This is a genomic window from Pseudactinotalea sp. Z1748 (assembly GCF_049725185.1).
GTDB lineage: Bacteria > Actinomycetota > Actinomycetes > Actinomycetales > Beutenbergiaceae > CALKWS01.
Genome location: NZ_JBMPQB010000004.1, coordinates 145,705 through 170,626, shown reverse-complemented (window position 1 = coordinate 170,626; position 24,922 = coordinate 145,705). Strand labels below are relative to the sequence as shown.

Here is a 24,922-nt window from a genome sequence, read left to right as displayed (position 1 = left end):
TCAGACCATGCGGACGCTCTCCGCCTGCGGGCCCTTGGGGCCCTGGGTGATCTCGAACTCAACCCGCTGCGCCTCTTCGAGGGAGCGGTAGCCGTCCGACTCGATGGCCGAGTAGTGAACGAAGACGTCGTCTCCGCCACCGTCCTGGGCAATGAATCCATAGCCCTTCTCAGCGTTGAACCACTTGACGGTTCCCTGTGCCATGTTGTGCTTGTCCTTCCGGGGACGTTGGTGGGGCAAGCCGTGTGCCGGCCCCGTCTTGCCACATGCTTCGCCCCACGCCTATCTCATCCCCGACCAAGTGGTACCTGGCCCGGAATGTTGGGATTGCGCACAGGAGTGCCCACCCGGGTCGAACGTAAGTGAAACTGTAACAAGGCCAGCATGTCATGCTCTGCCGCAGAAGCGCTACCGCAACACCCGCCGAGTCCGGCTGGTGGACTATCCAGGGTTGCTGGACGGACCCGCTCAGCCCTTGTCGTTGTCCTGGCCGGCCAGGTACTGGGAGAAGCGGGCGGCGATCTCATCGGCGCTGGGGACCTCCTCCGCCTCCACCACCGGTGTGCCCAACGCCTCGTCCCCGGTCGCCTCGGCGAAGGAGTCGAACTGTTCTTCCAGCGCCCGGACCACCGCGCCAACCTCCTCGGAGGCACCGACCTGCCGGTCGATCTCGGTCTGGATCCGCACGCCGTCGGCTTCCAGGTCACCGATCGGGAGCCCGAGACCGGTCACCCGGGTGATCTGGCGCACCAGTTCGGCGGCGGCCTGCGGATAGTCGGACTGAGCGAGGTAGTGCGGGACGTGCGCGGCGAAACCGAGGGCGTCGTGGCCGCGCCCACCCAGGCGGAACTCCAGTAGTGCCGACGCCGAACCCGGCACTCGCACCGAACTGATGTAGTCGGGGTAATCGGCCACCAACTCGGGCCGCGTCCCGTGGGCGGTCACGGTGATCGGGCGGGTGTGGGGTACCCCCATCGGGATCCCGTGCACTCCGACGGTGGTGCGCACACCGAACTCCTCGATCAGGCCGGTGATCGCGTCGATGAACAGTTCCCACTTCAGATCCGGCTCCAGGCCGTGCAGCAGCAGCATCGCCTGGCCCTCGTCGTCCCGCAGCAGGTCCAGCGTCAGGACCGGCTCGTCATAGGTGGTCCAGGCCCCGTCCTCGTACGTCATCACCGGCCGGCGGGAACGGTAGTCCAGCAGCGCATCGACATCGAAGGTCGCCACCCGGCGGGTGCTGAGCTTGGCGGTGAGGTGCTCGGCGAGCAGCGCTCCGGCGTGTCCGGCGTCGATCGAGCCCTGCAAGGCGTGCACCAGCACCGCGACCTCGCCCTCGGGCAGGTCGGTTACCTCGGTCTCGCGGGTATACAAATCGCGCGGATCAGCAGCCATGGACGTCCCTTCCTCGTTCACCCCATACTCAACGCTTCCTGCGGTGGTCACATTCCAGCCGGCTCCGCACCGGCAGCAGGGGTGCACCACACCCCAGGGTAGAGGCATAATGAACGGTCGCCCGGTTCCCCACGCCTTCCGAGCCGCTGGGGCCCCGGCGTACCGGCCACGATTACCGCAGCGGAGTACCAACCTATTGTGACCAGCCCTGAAGTCGGCCCACGCAACGCCCTGGAGGTCGAGCAGTCCTACGTCGACCTCGTCTACGCCCGCCTGGACGAACTACGCGCGGGCGCCCGGAAGCGGTTGGCCAAGATCCGCCGTGAGGGACCCAGCGGGTCACCGCAGAACCGGTCCGAACGGGATGCCTTCGCGACCATGTACGAGGACCGGGTGTCCGCGCTGGACGCGGTCGAGGACCGCCTGGTGTTCGGACGGCTGGACCTGCGCGACGGCGATCGGCGGTACGTGGGCCGGATCGGCGTCTCCGACGCCGAGCACTCCCCCGTGCTCACCGACTGGCGGGCACCGGCGGCACGTGCCTTCTACCAGGCCACCGCGCACGCTCCCGGGGAGGTGACGCTGCGCCGGCACCTGCAAACCAGGCATCGCCAGGTGGTGGCGATCGAGGACGACGTGCTCGACCTCGATGCACTTGACCCGGACACCCAGGTGGAACTGGCCGGCGAGGGCGCGCTGATGGCCGCGCTGAAGGCCTCCCGCACCGGACGGATGGGTGACATCGTCGCCACGATCCAGGCCGAGCAGGATGCGATCATCCGCTCCGACCTGGGCGGGGTTTTGGTGGTCCAGGGCGGCCCGGGCACCGGCAAGACCGCTGTGGCCCTGCACCGGGCGGCCTATCTGCTGTACTCCCACCGGGAACGCCTGGAACGCTCCGGCGTGCTGCTCATCGGCCCGAGCCGGGTGTTCCTGCGCTATATCGAACAGGTGCTGCCAGCCCTGGGCGAGACCGGGGTGGTCTCCTCGACGCTGGGTGATCTGATTCCTGGGATCAGCGCCACCGCCATCGAGGAACCGCGGGTCGCCAGGATCAAGGGGCGCCGCGCCTGGGCAGGGATCATCTCCCGGGCGGTCAGGGCCAAGCAGCGGGTGCTGGGGCCCCAGGAACTCAAGGTGGGATCGGTGGTGCTGCAGTTGCGACCGGATGAGGTGCGGGAGGCTCAGGCCCGCGCCCGACGGTCCGGGCACCCGCACAACCGGGCCCGGGTCACGTTCGTCCGCGCGATGCTGACCTCACTGGCTACCCAGTACCTGGAGCAGATCGGCGGCGCCGGGGAGGAACCGGCCGAGGTGGTCGAGGAGATCCGCAGTGCCCGGGACGTGCGGGTGGCGTTGAACCTGTGCTGGCTGCCACTGACGGCTACCGGCCTGGTGGCCGAGTTGTTCGCCAAACCCCACAAACTCGAAGCTGTGGCCGGACGGATGCCGGCGGCCGACCGCGAGGTGCTGGTGCGGCCGGTCGGGTCGGAGTGGACGACGGCGGACATCCCCCTGATCGACGAGGCCGCCGAACTCATCGGTTCCGATGACGAGACCGAGCGCGCCCAGGCGCGCATGGAGGCCGCGCGCCGGGAGCAGGAGGTCGCCTACGCCCGGGAGGTTCTCGCCTCGGTCGGCAGCAGTGACGATCCCGTCGCTGCCCGCGATCTGGTGTCGGCGGAGACCTTCGCTGGACGGTTCGCTGAGGCGGGGCCACGGTTGACCACCGCCGAACGCGCCTACCGGGACCGGTCCTGGACCTACGGGCACGTCGTGGTCGATGAGGCACAGGAGCTCTCGGAGATGGCCTGGCGGGCCCTGCTGCGACGCTGCCCCAGCCGGTCGATGACGGTGGTCGGCGACGTCGCACAGACCTCCTCCCCCGCAGGTACCCGCGAGTGGTCCCAGCGCTTGGACACGATGCTCCGCCGGGACTGGCGGGTCGCCGAACTGACTGTGAACTACCGCACGCCGGCCGCGGTGATGCGGGCGGCCCGGGCTGCTGTGACCGCCGCCGATCCCAAGCACCCGCCCGCACCCCTGCAATCGGCCCGCGAGGTCCCCGACGCACTGGTCCTGACCGCAGCGAACAGCCTCGGTGAGACCGTGGCAGCGGTGCTGGAGGACGAAGTGGCCGCCGTGGGCGAGGGCACCGTGGCCGTCATCACCGCGGCAGCCCGCCAGGATGAACTGAGCAGGGTGCTGGACATCCCGGCCGGCCCGGTGGACCTGACCGCTCAAGTGGTGCTGCTGGATCCGTCCGGGGCCAAGGGACTGGAGTTCGATCGAGTGATCGTGGCCGAGCCCGGGGCGATCCTGGCCGAGGGCGAGCCCGCGGATCTCTACGTGGCGATGACGCGGCCCACCCAGCGTCTGCACGTGGTGCACGCCGAGGAACTGCCGCCCGGTTTCGCAGCCGCAATGGACCAGCCGATGTCCGACAGATGAGACGCCTGGCTACCGGCGAGGAAGAAGAAGGACGATGAGCACTGTGGTCAAGGCACTGCTCCTGGAGAACATCCATCCCCTGGCACTCGATCTACTCGAGGGATCCGGCGCGGACGTCTCCACCGTGCCCGGTTCCCTGGACGAGGACGAACTGATCGAGGCCCTGGCAGGTGTGTCCGTCCTGGGCATTCGGTCCAAGACCAACGTCACCGAACGCGTCCTGTCGCGGAGTCCGGACCTACAGGCGATCGGTGCCTTCTGCATCGGCACCAACCAGATCGATCTGGATGCCGCCGTCCACCACGGGGTGGCCGCCTTCAACGCCCCGTTCTCCAACACCCGCTCGGTCGTGGAACTGGCCCTGGCCGAGATCATCGCGCTCACCAGGCGGTTGACCGAGAAGGACAAGTCACTGCACGCGGGCCTGTGGGACAAGTCCGCCAACGGTGCGCACGAGGTGCGTGGGCGCACCCTGGGCATCGTGGGGTACGGCAACATCGGCACCCAGCTCTCCGTCGTCGCCGAGGCCCTGGGGATGCGGGTGGTCTTCTACGACAGCGCCGAGAAACTCGCCCTCGGCAACGCCCGCCGCATGCCGGACCTGGATTCCCTGCTGGAGGTCTCCGATGTGGTCACCCTGCATGTCGACGGCCGGGCCGGTAACGCCGGGATGTTCGGGCCGGCGCAGTTCGCCAGGATGAAGCACGGTGCCATCTTCCTCAACCTCTCCCGCGGGTTCCTGGTGGACTATGCCCACCTGCGCGATGCGATCAGGGCCGGGGATCTGGCCGGCGCCGCGGTGGATGTCTTCCCCGACGAGCCCAAGCGCAACGGCGACCCGTTCGAATCCGAACTGCGTGGGCTGCCCAACGTGATCCTGACCCCGCACGTGGGCGGCTCCACCGAGGAGGCGCAGCAGGACATCGGGGTGTTCGTGGCCGGAAAACTCCGCGACTACATGCGCTCGGGCTCCACAGCCCTGAGCGTGAACCTGCCCAGGCTCACGTTGGACACGCCCGGGCCGGGTCGCCAGCGCATCGCCCACCTGCACCGGAACGTGCCCGGCGTGCTGGCCGCGGTGAACCAGGCGTTGTCCTCCGGTGGGGCGAACATCGATTCCCAGATGCTCGCCACCACCGGTGACGTGGGTTACTCGGTGACCGACATCAGCGGCACCCTGCCGCGGCAGGCAAGGGACCACCTTCGTGAGATCGAGGGCACCATCAGTGTCCGCGAACTCAACGGGTCGGTCTAGGCACCCTTCGGACCGGGCACCGAGCGAGGAACTCAGCCGGTCTTACGCGGCCGGAACGTCCGTTTGGGCTCGCCGACCACCTCCGGCCCGTGCACCGACCCGGTGTTCCGGACTCCATCTGCGGTGGGGTGCTCACCCGCGTTCTTGCGATCGAGCGCCTCGCGCATCTTCGCCTTGGCATCGGCCATCAGCCGATCGGGGCTTTCGGATCCGTTCTTCTTCGATGACATCAACAGTCCTCCCTGAACTCACCACGGACCGGGACCTCGTCCCGGGGTGGCTCATCCGCAACCTTGCCGGGTCCGGCGCGAACACGCCAGCGGATAAACCCCCGGCCATGCAACCTCAGGCGTACTGCTCCGAGGCAGGATTGCGGTCCAACTTCAACGCGGTGATCGCAGCCTCGAAGTCCTCGAGGGAGGTGAAGTTCTGGTAGACGCTGGCAAAGCGCAGGTACGCCACCTCGTCCAGCGCCCGCAGCGGCCCCAGCGTCGCCAAACCGACCTCGTGGGAGTCGATCTCGGCCACGCCGGTGGCGCGGATGGACTCCTCCACCTGCTGGGCCAGCAGCGCCAGGTCATCGGCGGAGACCGGGCGACCCTGACACGCCTTGCTCACCCCGGCCACGACCTTCTCCCGGCTGAACGGCTCCATCGCCCCCGATCGCTTGATCACCGTGAGGCTGGTGCTCTCCACCGTGGTGAAGCGGCGCGAGCACTCGGGACAGTGCCGCCGGCGGCGGATACTGCCGCCATCGTCGGCGGTGCGGGAGTCCACCACCCGCGAGTCGGGGTTACGGCAGTACGGGCAATGCATCGGCGCGTCCCTTCCCGGCTTGGTGACGGCGTGCTCGGTGCACACACAATGCCACATATGGCTACCGGTGTGGGACGTCGCCCTCCAGCGGGTTCCTCAGCCCTACGGGACGCTCAACTCCTGGCCGGCGTGCACGGTGGAGTGCTCCAGCCCGTTCATGCCGCGGATGGTCTCCACCACCTGGCGCAGGTCCTGCCCCGGATCGGCGATCTCACTCGCGATCACCCACAGGCTCTCGCCCGGCTGGACCACCACGGTGGAGACCTCGGCCGGCGTCTGCGCATCCGGGGCCAGCAGGGTGCCGAGCCCACCGCCCACGGCGATCGCCAGCGCGAAGCCAAGCGCGACCAGTACCCGCCGTCCGCGGGTGGTCAGCCGCAGGGGGGCGTGTTCGCGCGCCCTGGCCGGGCGAACCGGTGCAGCCGGGCGAACCGGTGCCGCCGGGCGAACCGGTGCTGCCACCAGGGGCGTCACGGGACGGGTCCGGCCGACCGAGCCCTCGGTCCGCTGGGGTACGAGGGCACTCAGCCCGTCGCGCTGCGGCGCAGCCTTCGGGGCCTCCGGGGCCGAAGCCGCTCCGGGTGCCGAGGAGACTGCGGGAACCACGCTGAGGTGACAGGTCGAGTTACGTGCAGGTCCGGCGTGCCCGCAGGGGCGCGTCCGCGACCGCCGCAGGGCTGCCCGCCGGGTCGAGGTGCTGGGGTGGATCGCCAGTGCACTCATCGGATTACTCCTCGGGCCACGTCCGGGACTGGCAACCGGCCGATCCTCGAACTGATGTTCTGCGAACACATGTATGGACAGTAACACAGCCGTTCGATAGAGTCGACACGCCAGTCGAACAGATGTTTCCTGTTCGGCGCCGTAACGCCTAGGCTTGGGAACGTCATGGGGAACACCCCACCACCGACCCCTGACATCGCGGTGACGGGACCATGGCAGAGCCGCTCGCAACCGCACCGAACCGCAGGAGGACACGATGGCCGAGGGACCCAAGGACGCCAGCCAGCAGCACCCGGACCAGACCGGCCACTCCCCCGGTCTGACCGCCCGGCAACAGCGGATCATGGACTCGATCCGCACCAATATCGAGACCAAGGGGTACCCGCCGACGATGCGCGAGATCGGCACCGCCGTGGGCCTGGCCAGCCCGTCATCGGTGAAGTACCAGCTCCAGGTCCTGGAGGAGAAGGGGTACCTGCGCCGGGACCCGATCTCCACCCGCGCGATCGAGATCCTGGATCCCCACGGCACGGCTCCGGCGCAAGAGAGCCCGGCACCGGCTTCGGCCCGCGGCCCGAAACAGTTCTTCAGCACCGACTCCGAGGAGCAGGTGGACGCCTCGCCCAGTTACGTCCCGGTGGTCGGGCGGATCGCAGCGGGCGGCCCGGTGCTGGCCGAGCAGTCGGTGGAGGACGTCTTTCCGCTGCCGCGCCAATTGGTCGGCGACGGCGACCTGTTCCTGCTCAAGGTCACCGGCGACTCGATGATCGACGCCGCGATCTGCGACGGCGACTTCGTCGTGGTGCGTCAGCAGCCGGTGGCCGAGAACGGTGAGATCGTCGCGGCGATGATCGACGGTGAGGCCACGGTCAAGACGCTCAAGCGCACCGAGGGCGAGGTCTGGCTGATGCCGGCCAACTCCGCCTACTCCCCGATCGAGGGATCCGACGCCCAGATCCTGGGCCGGGTGGTCAGCGTCCTGCGCTCGGTGTGACCCGCCCGTCCGGTCCGATCCGCAGGCACACCTCGTCGTCGTAGGTGCGTCGCTCGATCCGAAGCACCCGGTAGTGCGAGTCCAGGACCGGGAAGGCGTGGATCGGCTGCAGCGTCAACCGGGCTCCGGTCCCGGTGCGCTCGAGATTGATGTCCAGGTAGCCGTAGTGCTTGCCACCCTCACGCAGCACCGGGTTGCCGTCGCCGGCCACCTCCCAGCGCTCCGGAGCGTCCTGGTCGGCCGTCCAGGCCCGGTGCGGGTTGTACCGCAGGAGCTCCCCATCACCCCCTCGCAGTTCGCCACCCAGGCTGTCCCCGGCCACACCGACGTCGTAGTAGAGCACCCCGGGTGAGCCTTCGTCGCCGTCGGGCACTACCGAGCGCTCGAACAGTTCACTGTGCCCGCAGAGCACCGCGGCCACGCCGAATTCACTGAACATCCGATGGAACCTGCGCATCGGGGTCCCGCCCTGGCCGGTAGAGAACTCGTGATCCATCGGTAGGCCGTGCGCGCCGCTGGAGTAGGGCACGTGGTGGAACTGGACCAGGATGATCCGGCCCTGCGCCCGGGCGTCGGCCAGATTCTCCTCGGCCCAGCGCCACTGCGGCCTGCCGGGGGCGATGTCGTTCAGGTCCGTGCCACCGGCGGCGGTGTACTCCGCTGCGGTGAAGTGGTCCTGGGTATCGGCGCCCGGGCCTCGGTAGGCCCGTCCGGTGAGGGGCTGGGCGTACCGGGACCGATGGTCGTCGGGCTCGCCGTTCGAGGAGTCCAGCGTCAGGATCGTGAGTGGTCCGTGGTCGAGGCGGTAGTAGCCCCGGCCCCTCGCCCCGTCCGGGCCCGGGAAGTGGGCGTGGTACTTGGCCCGGGCCCGCACCACCGGGGAACGGTCCGACGGCGTGCCGTACCGGCCGTTGCGGGCGCCGAAGTTCTCCCAGTTTCCCAGCGCAGGCAGGAGCGGTGCCCGCGAGAGCAGGCCCGAGGGGGCGTTGATCGTGAAGAACTCATCCCAGGCGGGCTGGTAGCCCCCGCCGCCGACCAGGTCACCGGGATGCAGGATCAGGTCCGCCTCCTCCTGGGCGATCATGCTCACCACCGCCCGGTAGCCCTCCGTCTTGGTGAGCGGGTAGCGCAGGACGGGCCGGCCGGCGGTGTGCTCCGCCACGCCGAAGACCTCCCGCCACAAGCCGTGCGGGTCGGGGCGGGACTCCCCGCCGGGGCCGGCCGGCCAGGAGCGATGCGTCACCCGCCCGGCCGGTGCGGTCTCGGAGTCCGAGAGCGCCACCAGGTGAATCTGCTGCCAGGACCCGTCGGTGGGAGCGGTGCGGAAGGCGGCACGGTGCTGCTCGCCGTCCTGGGTGACCGTGTAGGCGTACCGCGTGTGTGGCCGCAATCCGGTCAGGACGACGACGTGGCGGACGTTCCCGTCCGGGTACAGCCAGGAGCCGGGCGCCAGACCCTCGATGAGTTCGGTGCGCTCGGCCTCGGTAGGGCTCAACACGTCGAGGGCCTCGGGCCGGGACGTGACCGGCCCGGGCGCGCCCGGTCCGGTCACAACGACTTCTCCGGGTTCATCGGTGTGGGAGAACCAGATGATCGTCATGCCGGTGCTGCTCGGTGCGTGCAGGTAGGGCCGGACGCGGAAACCGAACGTCATGCCGGTGCCTCCCCACCACCGGACAGCCTGCGCAGCGCGGCCCGGACCAGGTCACCGTCGGTGGTGGGCCACAGCGGCGGGAGCGACTTGGCCAGGAAACTGCCGTAGCGCGCCGTTCGCAGCCGGGGGTCGAGCACAGCCACCACGCCACGATCGGCCACCCCACGCACCAGCCGGCCCGCGCCCTGGGCCAACAGCAGAGCCGCGTGGCTGGCAGCCACCGCCATGAAGCCGTTGCCACCTCCGGCAGCCACCACCTCCTGGCGCGCCTGGCGGATCGGGTCATCGGGGCGCGGGAACGGGATCCGGTCGATGACCACCAGCTGGCAGGCCTCCCCCGGCACGTCGACGCCCTGCCACAGCGACAATGTGCCGAACAGGGAGGTGGCGGGTTCGGCGGAGAACCGGCGCACCAGGGCCGGAATCGAGTCCTCGCCCTGTAACAAGATCTCGGTGTCCAGCCGCTCCCGCAGCGCCTCGGCCGCAGCCTGCGCACCGCGCCGGGAGGAGAACAGCCCGAGGGTGCGCCCGCCGGCGGCCTCGATCAGTCCGGCGAGTTCGTCCAGGGCCTCCTGGGCCGTGCCGTCGCGGCCCGGCGGCGGCAGGTGCGAGGCCACGTAGAGGATGCCCTGCTTGCCATAGTCGAACGGGGAGGACACCTGCACGGCCCGGTGGGGCCCGAAGCCCATCCCGACGCTGCGCACGGCGTGGTCGAAGGTACCACCGAGGGCGAGGGTGGCCGAGGTGAGCACTGCGGCCCGCTCGGCGAAGAGTTCGGAGGCGATCGGGCCGGCCACGTCCAGCGGTGCGATCTTCAGCCGCGAACCCTCCCCCGGTGCGCGCCCGCGCTCGCACCAGAGCACGTCGATCCGCTCCGCCACACTGTCGGAGAGCAGGCGGTCGGCGATCTCGAACAGCACTAGCAGCGCCGACGTCGCCATGGCTCGGCCACCGGCTTCCTCGGCCTTGCCCTGGCCCTGGGTCTGCTCGGTGCGCACCGCCGTCATCGCCTCCCGGCACGCCTCGGCGATGGAGCGCACCGTGGGCACCAGTTCGGCCGGCAGGCCCTGGGGCAGGCGGCCCTCGGGCACCAGACCAAGGTTGGTGCGCAGATGGGTGGCGGCATCCTCCAGGGCGGACAGCGCGATCCCGGCGTGGCGGCGGGCCAGCCGGGCGGTGCGTTCCACGGACGCGGCGGACAACTCCACCGTGGCCTGGGCGGTGACCCGGTCGGCGAGTTCATGCGCCTCGTCCACGATGAGCACCTGGTGTTCGGGCAGCACCTTCGGGGAACCCGAGGCGGCGATCCCCAGCATCGCGTGGTTGGTCACCACCAGGTCCGCCTCACGGGCGGCGCGGCGGGCGTGTTCGGGGAAGCAGTCGGTCAGCAGCGGGCAGCGTTGCCCCAGGCACTCCAGGGAGGTGAGAGAGACCTGCCGCCAGGCCCGGTCGCTGACCCCGGGCACCAGATCGTCGCGGTCCCCGGTGCTGGTCTCCTCGGCCCACCTGCGCAACAACAGCACCTGTCCGCCCAAGGAGTCGTCCTGTCCCTCGGGGTGCTCCTCCGCGGCCGAGGGGGCCGCGGCTGCGGCATCGAAGAGGGTGCCCTCATCGTCGGACGGGTAGCCGCCGGCCACCTTGTGCAGGCACAGGTAGTTGTGCCAGCCCTTCAGCAGCGCCACCTGGGGCTCCCTGGGCAGGTGCCGCCGTAGGGACTCCGCGGCAAGCGGCAGGTCGTGCCCGAGCACCTGGCGCTGCAGGGCCAGGGTGGCGGTGGAGATGATGGTCCGTTCGTCATTGCTGACCGCGTGCAGCAGGGCCGGGATCAGGTACGCCAACGACTTGCCGGTGCCGGTGCCGGCCTGGACGAGGAGGTGCTCGGCGCCAGCCAGCGCGGCGGCCACCTCGGTGGCCATCTGGTGCTGGCCCTCCCGGCGGGCGCCGCCCATCGCGGCGATGACCTCATCGAGCACGGTATCCAGGTGCGATGGCGGATCGGGACGGCTCACGTCGTCGTCGGTTGGAACAGTACCGCCCGCGTCGCGGCCGGCGTCGTCGGGGCTCATCCGCCGACGGCAGCATCCAGGTCTGCCGCCAGCGCCCCGTCGACCCGTGCGTGCAGCCGGGTCCCGTCCTCGGTGTGTTCGGTACTGATCACCTCTCCGGCCACGTGGGCCCGGTGCACCAGATCGCCGCGCTCATAGGGCACCACCACGTCCACCTCCACCGCCGGGCGGGGAAGTTCGGCGGCGATGTGTTCGCGCAGTTCCCCGATGCCCGCGCCGGTGCGCGCGGAGACGGCGACGGCGCCCGGCTCGCGGGTGCGTAGCGCGGCGATGGTCTCGGCATCGGCAAGGTCGGCCTTGTTCAGCGCTACGAGTTCGGGGATCTCCGAACTGCCCTCGATCTCCCGCAGCACGTCGCGCACCGCGGCGATCTGACCGGCGGGATCGGGGTGGGAAGCGTCCACCACGTGCACGATCACGTCGGCCTCGGCAACCTCCTCCAGCGTGGAGCGGAAAGCCTCGACGAGCTGGGTGGGCAGGCTCCGCACGAACCCGACGGTGTCGGCCAGGGTGTAGGTGCGCCCGTCCGGGGTCTCGGTGCGCCGCACGGTGGGGTCCAGGGTGGCGAACAACTGGTTCTGCACCAGCACACCCGCGTCCGTGAGGCGGTTCAGCAACGAGGACTTGCCGGCGTTGGTGTACCCCACGATCGCCACCGAGGGCACCGCACCGGCACGGCGGGAGCGGCGCCGCCCGGCCCGGGCCGGGGCCATCTGGGCGATCTGCCGCCGCAGCCGGGCCATCCGGGTGCGGATCCGCCGACGGTCCAACTCGATCTGGGTCTCCCCGGGTCCGCGCGAGCCGATACCGGCGCCCCCGGCCGTCTGCCCACCGGCCTGCCGGGACATTGACTCACCCCACCCGCGCAGGCGCGGCAGCAGGTACTCCAGTTGGGCCAGTTCCACCTGCGCCTTGCCCTCCCGGGACTTGGCGTGCTGGGCGAAGATGTCCAGGATCAGCGCCGTGCGGTCGATCACCTTGACCTTGACCACGTCCTCCAGGCCCCGGCGCTGGGACGGGCCCAGTTCGGAGTCCACGATCACGGTGTCGGCGCCGGTGGCGTGCACCAGTTCGGCCAGTTCGGCCGCCTTGCCCGAGCCGAGGTAGGTGCCCGGTTCAGGATGACGACGCCGCTGCAGCACTCCGTCGAGCACCTGCGACCCGGCCGTCTCGGCCAGGGCGGCCAACTCCCGCAGCGAGACCTCGGCCTGCTCCACGGTGCCCTCGGACCACAGACCCACCAGGATCACCCGCTCCAGGCGCAGCGAGCGGTACTCCACCTCGGTGACGTCGTCGAGTTCGGTGGACAGCCCTGCTACGCGGTTCAGCGCGGCGCGTTCCTCCGCGTCGAACTGGTCGCCGTCGTATTCGCTGGGCGCGGCGTCGTCGGCCTGGATGGCGGTGCCGTGGCGGGCCAGGATGCGGTTCACCACGGCTTGGGCGCGATCCTCGACGGCATCTGTGGGTGAGCCGTTCGTGGCGTGGGTACGTTCTTCTGCCACTGGCCGGTCCTGCGAGGGGGTGTTGGTCATCGTGTCCTGTCGTCGCGGTCCCGGTTGGCTGGGGAGATCGGGTCGCGCCAGGGCCGGGGAATCTGTCGGTTCCACTTTCCCACGCTCATGCGGGGGTTCCAACCGATTTCGCTGAGCGCGTGTGGTCCGGCGTGGTGGTCCGCGTTGAGCCACGACGCCTCGGCCCGGACACCTGCGCCCTTCATGGTCGCCGACGGGCTAACCGATGACGGCGGTCAGGTGAGGTTCGCTGCGCGCGCCGGGTCCCGGGTCCACTTCGGCGGTGAGGTGACCACAGATCTCCTCCACCTACGAATGGCGTGTCAGTCTGGGGGCCACCCCCGCGCGGCTATCCTCGCGGGGTGGCGCACTACTTCGAGTCCCCGACGGCCGGCCCCGCGCGCCGGCGCACGATCTCGGTGAATCTTCGCGGTGAGCAGGTTGAGGTGCACACCGACCGGGGCGTGTTCTCCGGGGACCGGCTCGATCCTGGTACGGCTGTGCTGCTGCGCACGGTCACCGAGCCGCCGGCGTCCGGGGTTCTGGTGGACCTGGGGTGCGGGTGGGGGCCGATCGCGCTCTCGATGGCGCGCGCCGCGCCCCAGGCGCGGGTGCTGGCCGTGGACGTGAACGAGCGGGCGTTGGAACTGACGGCCGCGAACGCCAGGACGCTCGGGCTGGGCAACGTCGAGACCTTCACGCCCGATGCCTTGCTGACGGCAGAGCCCGATCTGGTGATCGATGAGTTGTGGTCGAACCCGCCGATTCGCGTGGGAAAGGCTGTGCTGCATGGGTTGCTCCGCACGTGGCTGCCTCGGCTGCGGTCCGGCGCGCAGGCGCACCTGGTGGTGCAGAAGAACCTGGGGTCGGACTCGCTCCAGCGTTGGATCGCGGCCGACCTCGGCTTCGAGGTGGAACGCCTGGCCAGTTCGAAGGGATTCCGGGTGCTGACAGTGCGCGGTCGCGGCGCGACCGACGGCGCCTGAGTCGCAGACGCCTTCGGTTCGGAGGCTGCTGCGACCTTCCTACCGGGAGCGGCATATTTCTGCGCTTTCTGGGTTCTGGGTCTGGTGGTTGTCGGTGGCCCACGGTAGACTCGTACACATGTTCGACGTACCGCAAGCGGGGCCCGGCCGGCAGGGGAAGCCGGCCGAGGGCGCTGTGCGTGCTGATGCCGAGCAGGCAACTGAGGTTCACGCGCAGACCGGTGCTCGGCCCGAGCCGGCGCCCGGGTCCGCGCCCGGGTCCGCGCCCGGGTCCGCGCCCACGCCCGGCTCCGCGCCCGGGTCCGCGCCCACGCCCGGCTCCGCGTCGGGGTCGGGGTGCCAGTGTGGAGGTTCGCGGGGGTTGGGGCCGGGCGGGCGGTTGCCGCTGTGGAAGATCCCTCAACCGGCTGATGATGAAGTCTCGCCCGGGCCGGAACTGGAAGCCCGGGGTTGGCGTGAGGTGGTGGCGCCTGGATTCGATGCGCCCGATGAGGTGGTCGCAGCGTTCAACGACCCACCCGCGCATGTGCTGCAGGCATGGGCGCAGGATCCACATTTCCCCGCTGCTGAGAGCGAGTTCGACGAGCAGGCTCCGGACTTGGATGAGGACGAACTGGTCGATGCCAATCTGATCGCTGCGGGGGTTTTCACCCAGGTGTGTGCCGACCCGGATCCAACGGGGGTGTTCCCCTTGCCGGCATGGGGTGAGCGGTTGCCGGTGGGGGTGGCCCCGCGCACGGATGGGCACCTGGCCGATGTGGGGGCTCATGCCCGCCGGCGTGGGGATTGGCAGGCTGTATATGACTTGGAGCGCCTGGATGCCGGTGGGATGGATGCCTACACGTTGATCGAGGCGGTCGCGGCGTGGCGACGAGTGGAAGCCCTGGCCGCTTATCACCAGCGGATCCTGGCCCATGAGTTGTCCTTGCGTCCGGTGCTGGCCCTGGGTAAGGGCCGGGCCGAGGCGCCCTCGCGGGTGTCGGTCGCGGCCGCACAGTTGGGGGCCCGGGTGGGGTTGACCCGTCAGGGCGCGACCAAGCTGGTGGCCGTCGGGGCTGCCATGCGCGCCGGCACCGGGATCGGTGTCGGTCAGGCGCTGCGCGAGGGGGACATCGATGCGGACAAGGCGGACCTGCTGGTCCAGGCCACCAAACACCTGCCCGAAGAGGTGGCGATGCAGGTCCACGACCAGGTGTTACCCGGTGCAGGCTTGAACACTGTGCCCCAGGTCGAGCGGGAGGTGGCCACGGCGGTGGCTGAGGTAGATCCGGAGGATCTCTCCGCCCGTCACGCCCGGGCGCGGGCCGAGCGGCGAGTGGGCGCACCGCGGGTGCGTCCCGATGGGATGGCCACGACCAGCATCTACTGGCCGGCCACCGATGCCATGGCGTTGCACACCGCCCTGGAAGCGGGCGCGCGGACAGCCAAGAACGACGGCGATGAGCGCACCCTCGACCAACTGCGCACAGATGCCCTGGCCACCATGGCCCACACCGCCCTGGCCACCGGACGCATCGGCCCCTGCCCCAGCGCCACCACACCCGGGCGCGCCCAGACCGGTGACGACAGCGCGAGCGCTGGTGACGGGTGCACCTGCCCACCGGTGTTCAGCACCTCCGAGGAGGCACCGGCCAGGGGGCGGGGCCGCCATGATGGCAGTCCGCTGAGCCCTGGTGAGGTGCTGACGCCGTTCACTCTGGACACTGTGGGTGGAGCCCGGGCCCAGATCCGCATCACCGTGCCCCTCTCCACCTTGATGGGCACCAGCAACGACACCGGTGACCTCGAAGGGTACGGACCCGTGCCGGCCGAAGTGGCCCGCGCCTTCGCCGCCGGGGGCACCTGGAAACGCCTCGTCACCGACCCCCTGACCAACCGGGCCCTGGAAGTAACCGCGAAACGTTACGAACCACCACCGTGGCTACGCGAACAAGTCATCACCAACCAGCCCTTCTGCGTGGCCCCGGGTTGCAACGTCCAAGCCCGGCACACCGACCTCGACCACGGCGTGCCCTTCCCTCACGGCCCCACCGCCGAGTGGAACCTGCACCCACTGTGCCGCCACCACCACCGGTTGAAAACGCACGCCGGATTCACCCATCACAGCCCCACCCCGGGCGTGCACGAATGGACCACCCCGACCGGGCACCGCTACCGCACCGACCACGACGGCACTCACCTGCTCCCACCCCCGGGGCAGACATCGCCTTCCTCCTCCGAGTCAGTCAGGCCACTCAGCAGCGCGCCGCCCAGCACCGCGCCACCGAGCACTGCACCGCCCCACGCCTATCCCAGCCGGGACGACCCACCACCCTTCTGAAGTGGCTCAGAACGGGTGAACCTGCGCCACCAGTTCAGCCGGCCCGGCCAGTTCCACGTGTCCGTCCTCAAGCACGCTCACGCGCAGCCGCCCGCCAGGAACCAAGACGTACCAGACGTTCGGGGCCCCCTCCCCGAACCAGGTCCGGACCGCGAGCGCTGCGGCGCAAGCGCCGGTCCCGCACGACTGGGTCTCCCCCACCCCGCGTTCGTGTACTCGCATCTTGACCACCCCGACCGACTCCGCCCCCACCACGTTTCCGGCCTCGTCGACGATGTCCAGATCCTGCTCGCCCAGCGGCACCACGAGTTCAACGTTCGTACCCTGCGCCGGTTCCGGATCGACCACCGGCACCGTACTCAGGTCCGCCAGTTCCAACTCCTCCGGATTGGTCAGAGCGATCACGGTATGCGGATTCGGTACGGACAGCCGCAACCCCGGCCGCGGAGCGCGGAGTCCCGCGACCTCTACCTGCACATCCGACCCGGCTACCAGCGCCTCAGAACCCCCCGGCGCCGACCACGTCCCCATGTCGACCGCGAACTCCTCCCCCTCCCGGCGCACAATCAGCTCCCCCGCACGGGTCGCGATCGGAACGGCTGCACCGTCGGGAAATTCGAGCAGGCCCTCATCGATGAGGTACGCCACGAACACCCGGACGCCGTTGCCGCACACCTCCGCCACCGAGCCGTCGGCATTGCGGTAGTCCATGAACCACTCGGCGTCACGGACCGGCACATCGGCGAGCGCCCCGCCGGCCGAACTGACCAGTACCGCACGGATCACGCCGTCCGCGCCGATCCCGGTGTGCCGGTCCGTCAGGTCCACGACGTACTCGGCGCTCAGCGTGTGCTGGTCATCCGGGTCGGCGAAGAGGAGGAAGTCGTTGCCGGTGCCATGACCTTTGGTGAAGACCGGATGTGGTTCTGGACCCATACGCGGGAGCCTACTGTGCATCGGAACGGGTCTCGAGATGACCCAGCGCCCGGTGCAGCACCCCGGCGCCGGCCCGGAGCCAGTGCACGCGCGGGTCACGCCGGAACCACTTGATCTGCCGGCGGGCCAACTGCCGCGTGGCCAGGCCGGTGTCGGCCACGGCCTGTGCCACATCGCACTCCCCGCGCAGCACGGCCAGGGCCTGGGCGTAACCCACGGCGCGGTTGGCGGTTCGCCCACGCTCCAGCCCGTTGGCGACCAGTGCGCGGGTCTCGTCGATCAGACCCGCCTCGAACATCGACACGGCCCGCGCATCGATCCGCTGGTCGAGCTGGGCCGCTGGCATCTCCAACCCGATCTGCACCGCCGGGATCGCATACCGGTGCTCGGGCAGATTGGCACTGAACGGCTCCCCGGTCAGGCGGATCACCTCCAGCGCCCGCACGATCCGGCGCGCGTTGCGCGAATCGATCCGCGCAGCCGCCACCGGATCCACCCGGACCAACTCTGCGTGCAGCACGCCGGGCCCCTCGGCCTCGGCCCGGGTCTCCAGTTCGGCACGCACATGCGGGTCGGTGCCGGGGAATCTCATCTCGTCCAGCAACGCCCGCACGTACAGCCCCGAACCCCCGACGACGACGGCCCGGCGCCCCCGGGCGGCGATGGCGGCCAGATCCGCTCGGCCGTACTTCTGGTACGCAGCCACCGAGGCTTCCTGGTGCACCTCGAGCACATCCAACTGGTGATGCGGAATCCCCCTACGCTGCGCGACGGGCACCTTCGCCGTGCCGATATCCATGCCCCGGTAGAACTGCATCGCGTCAGCGTTGACGATCTCAGCCCCCAGATGCTCGGCCAGGTCCAGGGCCAGATCAGACTTTCCCGTCGCGGTGGGCCCCACGATGGCGATCACTGACGCAGACACCCTGGCAACCTACCGCTCGCCCCCGGGCTTATGCTGATCGGTGATGAGCAACCCCGACCACGACCCCGACGAGGGCCGATCCTCCGAGGAAGACCAGGCGCCCGCCGAGGAACCCGTGAACGCGGCCGACTTCGAACTGTCGGAGGAAGACATCGCCGCCGCCGAGGTCCATCCGGTCACCCCGGAGCGCATCCGGACCTGGCTGAAGGAGAAGGGGCACAACCACCTCCTCCGCCCCGACGGCCAGCCGGCCGGGATCTGGAACGGCTCCCTGTTCACATTTACCGTGACCCGGCACGTGCTGCAGATCCGGGGCCAATGGAGCCGCACCATCACCATCGAGCGCCGCGCGGAGTTCATGGCGCTGATCAACCACTTCCACACCCGCAACCCCTGGCCCAAGTGCTTGCTCCACGTCATGGACGACGGCTCCATGCGGTTCACCGCAGACCTGGCCACGCCGATCTCGGCGGGGATGTCCGAGCAGCAACTCACCCGGGCAATACGTCTGGGTATCGGCGCCGGCCTGTCCCTCTTCGCCCAGTTGGATAAGCAGTTCCCCGACCCCTTGATGACCACAGGTGCCGCATGATCGACCCCACTGACCTACCCGGCGTCGGCGACTGGCCCGCGCCGGTGACCGTCGAACGCCTTCATCGAATGGTCGAGTCGGCCGGCGTGACCGTGACCCCTGCCGAGAACCAGATCCTGCGCGCCCGGGTCGGTGACAACCTCGTGGAGATCTCGGTGGCCGCGGGCAAGGCCACCGTGCTGCGGGTCCTGGGACTGGCCTCGACCACCCTGCCCAAGGACGCCGAGTCGGCCCTGGCCACCTATGCCAACAACTGGCACCGCGAGAAGGTCTGGCCCACGTTGCTGTGGACCACCAACGCCGAGGGCAACCTGGCGCTGCGCAGCGTCTACACAGTCGACTTCACCGCCGGTGCCACCGACCAGCAACTCACCACCGCGGTCCGGCTGGGTCTCAGCGCCACCGCCAAGGGCCTGGACTCGGCCCTCGAGGCGCTCCGGAACGGCACCACCGAGCCCGAACTGGGCTGACGGGCTCATGATGAGCCACTGTCCGGAACCCGCGGCGCAGGCCGATTTGCGGACACTGCTCGACTCCGCCGACCGGATCGTCGGCTTCACCGGGGCCGGTGTCTCCACCGAGTCGGGCATCCAGGACTTCCGCTCCGCCGGTGGGGTATGGACCACGTACGATCCGGCCACCTTCGACTTCGCCCGGTTCATCACCGATGCACAGGTCCGCGAGCAGAGCTGGCAGATGCGCCGGGAGTTCTTCGACGCCGATGCTCGACCGAACCCGGCCCACCGCGCCCTGGCAGCCCTGGAACATCAGGGCCGCTGTGCCGGGGTGATCACGCAGAACATCGACGGCCTGCATCAGCAGGCGGGGTCGGTCAACGTCCTGGAACTGCACGGCACCGCCCGGGAGGTGCTGTGCATCGGAACCCATCCTGCTCCCGGCAGCCCGCAAGGTTGCGGGTGGCGGGCGCCGCACGAATGGGCGATGGAGCAGGTCGACTCCGGGCATCCCGACCCGCGCTGCCCCGACTGTGCCGGGATGGTGAAATCCGCGACGATCTCGTTCGGCCAACTGCTCGACCCCGACGTGATCGAGGCGGCCCTGGCCCTGGCCCGGTCCGCGGATCTGCTCATCGCCGCGGGCTCCTCGTTGCAGGTGCAGCCGGCTGCGGGCCTCCCGCTGGAGACCCTCGAGGCCGGCGGCCGCCTGGTGATCATCAACGACGAGCCGACCCCGCTGGACCGGTTCGCCGACGTGGTGGTGCGAGGCCGTGCCGGTGAAGTGCTCGGCGCAGCCGTGCCGCTGTAACGCAGCCGTGCCGATGCACCACGGCGTACCCGCCCGGCTCAGGCCTGCGAGCGCACCTTGGGAATCCCCAGCCCCACCGGGACCGGGCCTGCCGGGGCGGTGCCCGCGGCCCTGGCCCGCTGCGCCGCCTCCCACGCATCACCGGAGCGGGTGCGCCGGACCTCGAACGTGCCACCCCGGACACCGGAGTCGGCGATCAGGTGGTGCGGCGCCGAGGATGTCACCCGCGCGGTGACCATGTCGCCCGGGCGAGGTGCGTCGTCGTCGGGCATTGCCTCCGGCAGCCCGAGGTGCACCAGTCGGTTGTCCGCCGCTCGCCCCGAGAGCCGCTGGGTGGCGGCGTCCTTGCGCCCCTCGCTCTCCGCGATGAGCACTTCGACGTCGGTCCCGACCTGCTTGGCGTTCTCCTCGGTGGAGATGCGCTGCTGCAGGTCCACCAAGCGCGCGTACCGCTCGGCAACCACATCGGCCGGCACCTGATCGGGCATGTCCGCGGCCGGGGTTCCCGGACGCGGTGAGTACTGGAAGGTGAAGGCGCTGGAGAAGCGGGAGGCCTCCACCACGTCCAAGGTGGCCTGGAAGTCCTCCTCGGTCTCCCCGGGGAAGCCCACGATGATGTCGGTGGTGATCGCGGCCTCGGGCAGTTGCGCCCGCACCCGGTCCAGGATCCCGAGGAACTTCTCCGACCGGTAGGACCGGCGCATCGCGCGCAGGATCACATCCGACCCGGACTGCAGCGGCATGTGCAGCGAGGGCATCACATTCGGGGTGGCCGCCATGGCATCGATCACGTCATCGGTGAACGCCGCCGGGTGCGGGGAGGTGAACCGGACCCGTTCCAGGCCCTCGATGTGACCGCAGGCGCGCAGCAATTTCGCGAACGCACCCCGGTCCCCGAAACCCACGCCGTAGGAGTTGACGTTCTGGCCCAGCAGGGTCACCTCGATGGCACCCTGATCCACCACGGCGGCGACCTCGGCGAGCACCTCGCCAGGGCGTCGGTCCCGTTCCTTGCCCCGCAGGCTCGGCACGATGCAGAAGGTGCAGGTGTTGTTGCAGCCCACCGAGATCGACACCCACGCCGCATAGGCACTCTCCCGGCGGGTGGGCAGCGTGGAGGGGAAGACCTTCAGCGACTCCTCGATCTCCACCTGCGCCTCGTCGTTGTGGCGGGCCCGTTCCAGCAGCGCCGGCAGCACGTCGAGGTTGTGGGTGCCGAAGACCACGTCCACCCACGGAGCGCGCTCGACGATGCCGGCCCGGTCCTGCTGGGCCAGGCAGCCTCCGACGGCGATCTGGAAGTCGGGGCGGTCCTTCTTCAGGGAGGCGAGTTGGCCGAGGTTCCCGTACAGCCGGTCTGCGGCGTTCTCCCGTACAGCGCAGGTATTGATGACGACGACGTCGGCCCGGGCGGCCTGCTCCAGCAACGGGCCGCCATGGCCGCCGGCATCGATGTAGCCGGCCTGCTCCAACATGCCCGACATCCGCTCGGAATCGTGCACGTTCATCTGGCAGCCCAGGGTGCGCACCATGTACCGGCGCGGGGTTTCAACACTCACAAGGCCCGATTCTACGGTGCTGCAGGCCGGGCGCGAGGAGCCCGGAGGGCAGGGATCGAGTCCAATTCGTGATCTGCGTACCGACCCCCGGATGGGTACGAGGCATTAGGTTGCAGATATGTCAGAAGCGACTCCAGAACCGCCTGCCCTCACGGCGCCGGCCTCGGATATGGCCGCAGCCGCCGGTGAACCGCTCGTGGTGCTCAGCGACGTGCAGAAGTACTTCGGTGAGTTGCACGTGCTCAAGGACATCGACCTCACCGTGCACCGCGGCGAGGTGGTGGTGGTGATCGGGCCCTCCGGTTCGGGCAAGTCCACGCTGTGCCGCACCATCAACCGGTTGGAACCGATCAATTCCGGTTCGATCACCCTGGACGGTCAGGAACTGCCCGCCGAGGGCAAGGCCCTGGCCGCGCTGCGCGCCGATGTGGGCATGGTCTTCCAGGCCTTCAACCTCTTCGCGCACAAGACGGTGCTGGAGAACGTGACGCTGGGGCCGATCAAGGTCAAGAAGATGAAGACCGCCGAGGCCCGCAAGGTCGCGATGGATCTGCTGGACCGGGTCGGCGTGGCCAACCAGGCCGACAAGATGCCGGCCCAACTCTCCGGAGGTCAGCAGCAGCGTGTGGCGATCGCCCGCGCCCTGGCGATGCGGCCCAAGGTCATGCTGTTCGATGAGCCCACCTCAGCGCTGGACCCGGAGATGGTCAACGAGGTCCTCGACGTGATGGTCTCCCTCGCGAAAGAGGGCATGACGATGGTGGTTGTGACACACGAGATGGGCTTCGCGCACAAGGCGGGCGACCGCGTCGTCTTCATGTCCGAGGGCCAGATCGTCGAGGTTGCCGATCCGGACACCTTCTTCGCCGACCCGCAGACCGATCGAGCCCAGGATTTCCTGAGCAAGATCCTCACCCACTAGTCGCCGCCGACCTGAACACCCCATTCCACTCACAGACATGTGCGACCCACAGGAGGAAACCCACGATGAAGAACACCCGTAAGTCATTGATCGCCCTGGCGGCAGCCGGGCTGCTGATGCTCACCGCCTGCAACGGGGACGACGGCGCTCCCGAGGGCGAGCCGGTCGACCCGGCGGAGTTCCCAGAAGGCAGCACGATGCAGCAACTGCACGACCAAGGCTCCATCACCATCGGCACCAAGTTCGACCAGCCCTTGTTCGGGCTGCAGGGACCGGACGGCACACCGGTGGGCTTCGACGTCTCCATCGGCCAACTCGTCGCCGACGCCCTGGGCGTGGAAGCCGAGTTCGTGGAGGCACAGACCCCGCAGCGCGAGAACCTCATCGAGAACGGCTCGGTGGACATCGTCGTGGCCACCTACACCATCAACGACACCCGCAAGGAGGTCGTCGACTTCGCCGGCCCGTACTACATCGCCGGTCAGTCCCTGATGGTGACGATGGACAACGACGAGATCTCCGGCGACGACGACCTCGACGGCAAGCGCGTCTGCTCGGCTGACGGGTCGACCCCGGCGCAGAACATCGCCGAGAACTACCCGGAGGCCGAGCTGGTCACCTACGGCGCCTACACCGACTGTCTGGACCCACTGCGAAGCGGGCAGGTGGACGCCGTGACCACCGACAACGTGATCCTGGCCGGCTACGTGGACGAGAGCCCGGACGACTTCAAGATCGTCGGGGACCTGTTCACCGAAGAGCCCTACGGCATCGGCCTGGCCAAGGGCGACGACGAGTTCCGCGATTTCATCAACGACGTGATCGAGGAATCGTATGAGAACGGCAACTGGGAGGCCGCGTGGGAGAACACCGCCGGCACGGTGCTGGAACTCCCGGAGCCCCCGGCGGTCGACAGGTACTGATCGCTGCCCACGTTGACACACCTTGACGGTCCGGGGCGCGCTTGCGCTCCGGACCGTCAAGGGTCGGATCGGGAGGACAAGGCATGAATGTTGTCCTGGACAACCTGCCGGCGTTCTGGAACGGATTCCTCACCACGCTGTACCTGTCGGTAACGGCGGGGATCATCTCACTGGTCGTGGGAGTCCTGCTTGCCGCGATGCGGGTCTCACCCCTGTCCACCTTGCGCTGGGTCTCGACGGCGTGGGTCGAGGTCATGCGGAACACCCCACTGACGCTGATCTTCGTGTTCATCTCCGCCGTACTCTTGACGATGGACATTCTGATCCCGATCGGACGTACCCAGGCGATCGTGGCGCTGTCGATCTACACCTCCGCGTTCGTGTGCGAGGCGGTGCGCTCCGGGATCAACAGTGTGGGTGTCGGACAGGCCGAGGCGGCCCGTGCGATCGGCCTGACCGGCGGGCAGTCGTTGAACTTGGTCGTGCTCCCCCAGGCGCTGCGGACCGTGGTGCCACCGATCATCAACGTGCTCATCGCGATGATCAAGAACACCTCCATCGCGGCCGGATTCGCCACGGTGGAACTGACCTCCACCGCCCGCACGCTGGCGCTGGGTAACCCCGGACCGGCGGCCCTGTGGATCTTCGTGGGGATCGCCGTGTTCTACCTAGCGCTGACCGTGCCCTCGGGGCTACTCGCCAACTACATCGAGCGGAAGGTGGCCTTCGCGCGATGAGCAACGTCAGTTCAGTTCTCTACGACATTCCCGGACCGGTGACCAAGCGCCGTCAGCGGCGGTGGTCGGTGGTCGCCGGGCTGGCGATCTTCGCGGTCCTCGGTGCGGGCCTGTTCGCGATGTACCGCAACGGGGTCTTCGATGAGCGCTGGATGGTGCTGATCGATCCACCGAACGTTCGGGGGTTGAACAGCACCGCGGCCGATGTGTGGTGGAACTCACTCATCATGACCGGCCTGATCCAGGGGACGCTTGCCGCGGCTGGGCTGGCCATGCCCATTGCCGGGCTCGTCGCGCTGATCCTGGTGGTGCTACGCACCTCGACCAAGAAGGCCGTCAGCGTCCCCGCCAAGGTCCTCATCGAGGTCTCCCGCGGACTCCCGGTGCTGGTCCTGATGCTCTTCGGGCTGTTCGTCTTCAACTTCAGCGCCTACGTCTCTGTGGCATTCGGGCTGATCGTCTATAACGCCGCGATCCTCGCCGAGATCCTGCGGGCCGGACTGGCCTCGATCGCCAAGGGTCAGGGCGAGGCCGGGATGGCCATCGGGCTGAGCTGGTTCCAGAACTTCTTCATCATCACCCTGCCGCAGGCGATCCGGGTCATGATGCCCAGCCTGATCGCGCAACTCGTGGTGTTGCTGAAGGACACCTCGATCGGTTTCATCGTGGGCTACACCGAACTGCTGCGAACCGGCCAGGTCAACTGGAACTTCTTCGGCAACGAAACCCGCCTGCCCTTCTTCGTGGCGGTGCTGGCGATCTACCTGGTGCTGAACTTCTCCCTCACCCGCATCGCCACCTTCGTGGAGAAGCGGCTCCGTGAGCGTGGCCAGCGCGCCACGCTGCCCGGTGGGATCGCCGCCACGCTCAATCCCAGGGACGCCTGAGCAG

At 69.2% G+C, this 24,922-nt stretch carries 23 protein-coding genes; 12 read left to right on the top strand and 11 right to left on the bottom strand.

What is annotated here, in order from left to right:
• Positions 1-204 (bottom strand): cold-shock protein, encoded by a 204-nt coding sequence (locus ACO0LU_RS10815; RefSeq protein WP_424787944.1) that lies wholly within the window; start codon positions 202-204, stop codon positions 1-3.
• A gap of 264 nt (positions 205-468) precedes the next feature.
• The gene (locus ACO0LU_RS10810; protein WP_424791367.1) at positions 469-1,395 is read right to left on the bottom strand and encodes a proteasome assembly chaperone family protein; all 927 of its coding nucleotides are present in this window, start codon (positions 1,393-1,395) and stop codon (positions 469-471) included.
• Between the two features lie 198 nt (positions 1,396-1,593).
• Between ACO0LU_RS10810 and ACO0LU_RS10805 the strand changes: the two genes are divergently transcribed.
• Positions 1,594-3,846, top strand: coding sequence for a HelD family protein (locus tag ACO0LU_RS10805; RefSeq protein ID WP_424791366.1), 2,253 nt, complete (start codon positions 1,594-1,596; stop codon positions 3,844-3,846).
• A gap of 43 nt (positions 3,847-3,889) precedes the next feature.
• Positions 3,890-5,101, top strand: coding sequence for a phosphoglycerate dehydrogenase (gene serA / locus ACO0LU_RS10800; RefSeq protein WP_424791535.1), 1,212 nt, complete (start codon positions 3,890-3,892; stop codon positions 5,099-5,101).
• 32 nt (positions 5,102-5,133) lie between these two features.
• Here the strand turns inward: serA and ACO0LU_RS10795 are convergent, their stop codons facing one another.
• From ACO0LU_RS10795 to ACO0LU_RS10785, 3 genes are all read right to left on the bottom strand, one after another.
• Positions 5,134-5,331: a DUF5302 domain-containing protein gene (locus tag ACO0LU_RS10795; protein WP_424791365.1), complete on the bottom strand. Its 198-nt coding sequence runs from the start codon at positions 5,329-5,331 to the stop codon at positions 5,134-5,136.
• 115 nt (positions 5,332-5,446) lie between these two features.
• Positions 5,447-5,917: a transcriptional regulator NrdR gene (gene nrdR, locus ACO0LU_RS10790; protein WP_424787948.1), complete on the bottom strand. Its 471-nt coding sequence runs from the start codon at positions 5,915-5,917 to the stop codon at positions 5,447-5,449.
• Positions 5,918-6,019: 102 nt separating this feature from the next.
• Complete coding sequence (locus ACO0LU_RS10785) at positions 6,020-6,523, bottom strand: LysM peptidoglycan-binding domain-containing protein (RefSeq protein ID WP_424791364.1); 504 nt, start codon at positions 6,521-6,523, stop codon at positions 6,020-6,022.
• Between the two features lie 373 nt (positions 6,524-6,896).
• Between ACO0LU_RS10785 and lexA the strand changes: the two genes are divergently transcribed.
• Complete coding sequence (gene lexA, locus ACO0LU_RS10780; RefSeq protein ID WP_424791363.1) at positions 6,897-7,634, top strand: transcriptional repressor LexA; 738 nt, start codon at positions 6,897-6,899, stop codon at positions 7,632-7,634.
• Here the strand turns inward: lexA and ACO0LU_RS10775 are convergent.
• Genes ACO0LU_RS10775 through hflX form a run of 3 tightly spaced genes read right to left on the bottom strand, consistent with a single transcriptional unit; the run spans position 7,612 to position 12,886 of the window.
• Positions 7,612-9,288, bottom strand: coding sequence for a metallophosphoesterase family protein (locus tag ACO0LU_RS10775; RefSeq protein ID WP_424791362.1), 1,677 nt, complete (start codon positions 9,286-9,288; stop codon positions 7,612-7,614). The two genes, lexA and ACO0LU_RS10775, sit on opposite strands and share 23 nt — an antisense overlap.
• Positions 9,285-11,354: an ATP-dependent DNA helicase gene (locus ACO0LU_RS10770; RefSeq protein WP_424791361.1), complete on the bottom strand. Its 2,070-nt coding sequence runs from the start codon at positions 11,352-11,354 to the stop codon at positions 9,285-9,287. Before ACO0LU_RS10770 ends, ACO0LU_RS10775 begins: the two co-directional genes overlap by 4 nt.
• A complete protein-coding gene (gene hflX, locus ACO0LU_RS10765; protein WP_424791360.1) occupies positions 11,351-12,886 on the bottom strand; it encodes a GTPase HflX in 1,536 nt (511 codons plus the stop codon). Before hflX ends, ACO0LU_RS10770 begins: the two co-directional genes overlap by 4 nt.
• Before the next feature lie 341 nt (positions 12,887-13,227).
• Here hflX and ACO0LU_RS10760 point away from each other — a divergent pair, with 341 nt between their 5' ends.
• Both ACO0LU_RS10760 and ACO0LU_RS10755 read left to right on the top strand, forming a co-directional pair.
• Positions 13,228-13,851, top strand: coding sequence for a class I SAM-dependent methyltransferase (locus ACO0LU_RS10760; RefSeq protein ID WP_424791359.1), 624 nt, complete (start codon positions 13,228-13,230; stop codon positions 13,849-13,851).
• Between the two features lie 463 nt (positions 13,852-14,314).
• A complete protein-coding gene (locus tag ACO0LU_RS10755; RefSeq protein ID WP_424791358.1) occupies positions 14,315-16,171 on the top strand; it encodes a DUF222 domain-containing protein in 1,857 nt (618 codons plus the stop codon).
• Positions 16,172-16,177: 6 nt separating this feature from the next.
• On the opposite strand, the gene dapF is transcribed toward ACO0LU_RS10755, so the two are convergent.
• Positions 16,178-17,107: a diaminopimelate epimerase gene (gene dapF, locus ACO0LU_RS10750; RefSeq protein ID WP_424791357.1), complete on the bottom strand. Its 930-nt coding sequence runs from the start codon at positions 17,105-17,107 to the stop codon at positions 16,178-16,180.
• Positions 17,108-17,117: 10 nt separating this feature from the next.
• Positions 17,118-18,032: a tRNA (adenosine(37)-N6)-dimethylallyltransferase MiaA gene (miaA, locus tag ACO0LU_RS10745; RefSeq protein ID WP_424791356.1), complete on the bottom strand. Its 915-nt coding sequence runs from the start codon at positions 18,030-18,032 to the stop codon at positions 17,118-17,120.
• 43 nt (positions 18,033-18,075) lie between these two features.
• On the opposite strand from miaA, the gene ACO0LU_RS10740 reads away from it, so the two are divergent.
• The 3 genes from ACO0LU_RS10740 to ACO0LU_RS10730 are packed head-to-tail and all read left to right on the top strand — an operon-like array spanning position 18,076 to position 19,890.
• On the top strand, positions 18,076-18,624 hold the full coding sequence (locus ACO0LU_RS10740) for a YbjN domain-containing protein (protein WP_424791355.1): 549 nt from the start codon (positions 18,076-18,078) through the stop codon (positions 18,622-18,624).
• The gene (locus ACO0LU_RS10735; protein ID WP_424791354.1) at positions 18,621-19,094 is read left to right on the top strand and encodes a YbjN domain-containing protein; all 474 of its coding nucleotides are present in this window, start codon (positions 18,621-18,623) and stop codon (positions 19,092-19,094) included. Before ACO0LU_RS10740 ends, ACO0LU_RS10735 begins: the two co-directional genes overlap by 4 nt.
• Positions 19,095-19,104: 10 nt before the next feature.
• Complete coding sequence (locus tag ACO0LU_RS10730; protein ID WP_424791353.1) at positions 19,105-19,890, top strand: SIR2 family NAD-dependent protein deacylase; 786 nt, start codon at positions 19,105-19,107, stop codon at positions 19,888-19,890.
• Positions 19,891-19,928: 38 nt separating this feature from the next.
• On the opposite strand, the gene miaB is transcribed toward ACO0LU_RS10730, so the two are convergent.
• Positions 19,929-21,422, bottom strand: a complete 1,494-nt coding sequence (gene miaB, locus ACO0LU_RS10725; protein WP_424791534.1) for a tRNA (N6-isopentenyl adenosine(37)-C2)-methylthiotransferase MiaB — start codon at positions 21,420-21,422, stop codon at positions 19,929-19,931.
• A gap of 196 nt (positions 21,423-21,618) precedes the next feature.
• Between miaB and ACO0LU_RS10720 the strand changes: the two genes are divergently transcribed.
• The 4 genes from ACO0LU_RS10720 to ACO0LU_RS10705 all read left to right on the top strand — a co-directional run bounded on the left by ACO0LU_RS10720 (position 21,619) and on the right by ACO0LU_RS10705 (position 24,918).
• Positions 21,619-22,371 carry an amino acid ABC transporter ATP-binding protein gene (locus ACO0LU_RS10720; protein ID WP_424791533.1) on the top strand — a complete coding sequence of 251 codons (753 nt, stop codon included), beginning with the start codon at positions 21,619-21,621 and terminating at the stop codon, positions 22,369-22,371.
• Positions 22,372-22,436: 65 nt separating this feature from the next.
• Positions 22,437-23,294: a glutamate ABC transporter substrate-binding protein gene (locus ACO0LU_RS10715; RefSeq protein WP_424791352.1), complete on the top strand. Its 858-nt coding sequence runs from the start codon at positions 22,437-22,439 to the stop codon at positions 23,292-23,294.
• Between the two features lie 83 nt (positions 23,295-23,377).
• The gene (locus tag ACO0LU_RS10710; protein ID WP_424791351.1) at positions 23,378-24,031 is read left to right on the top strand and encodes an amino acid ABC transporter permease; all 654 of its coding nucleotides are present in this window, start codon (positions 23,378-23,380) and stop codon (positions 24,029-24,031) included.
• The gene (locus ACO0LU_RS10705) at positions 24,028-24,918 is read left to right on the top strand and encodes an amino acid ABC transporter permease (protein WP_424791350.1); all 891 of its coding nucleotides are present in this window, start codon (positions 24,028-24,030) and stop codon (positions 24,916-24,918) included. The genes ACO0LU_RS10710 and ACO0LU_RS10705 overlap by 4 nt, the downstream gene beginning before the upstream one ends.
• Positions 24,919-24,922: the final 4 nt, after the last annotated feature.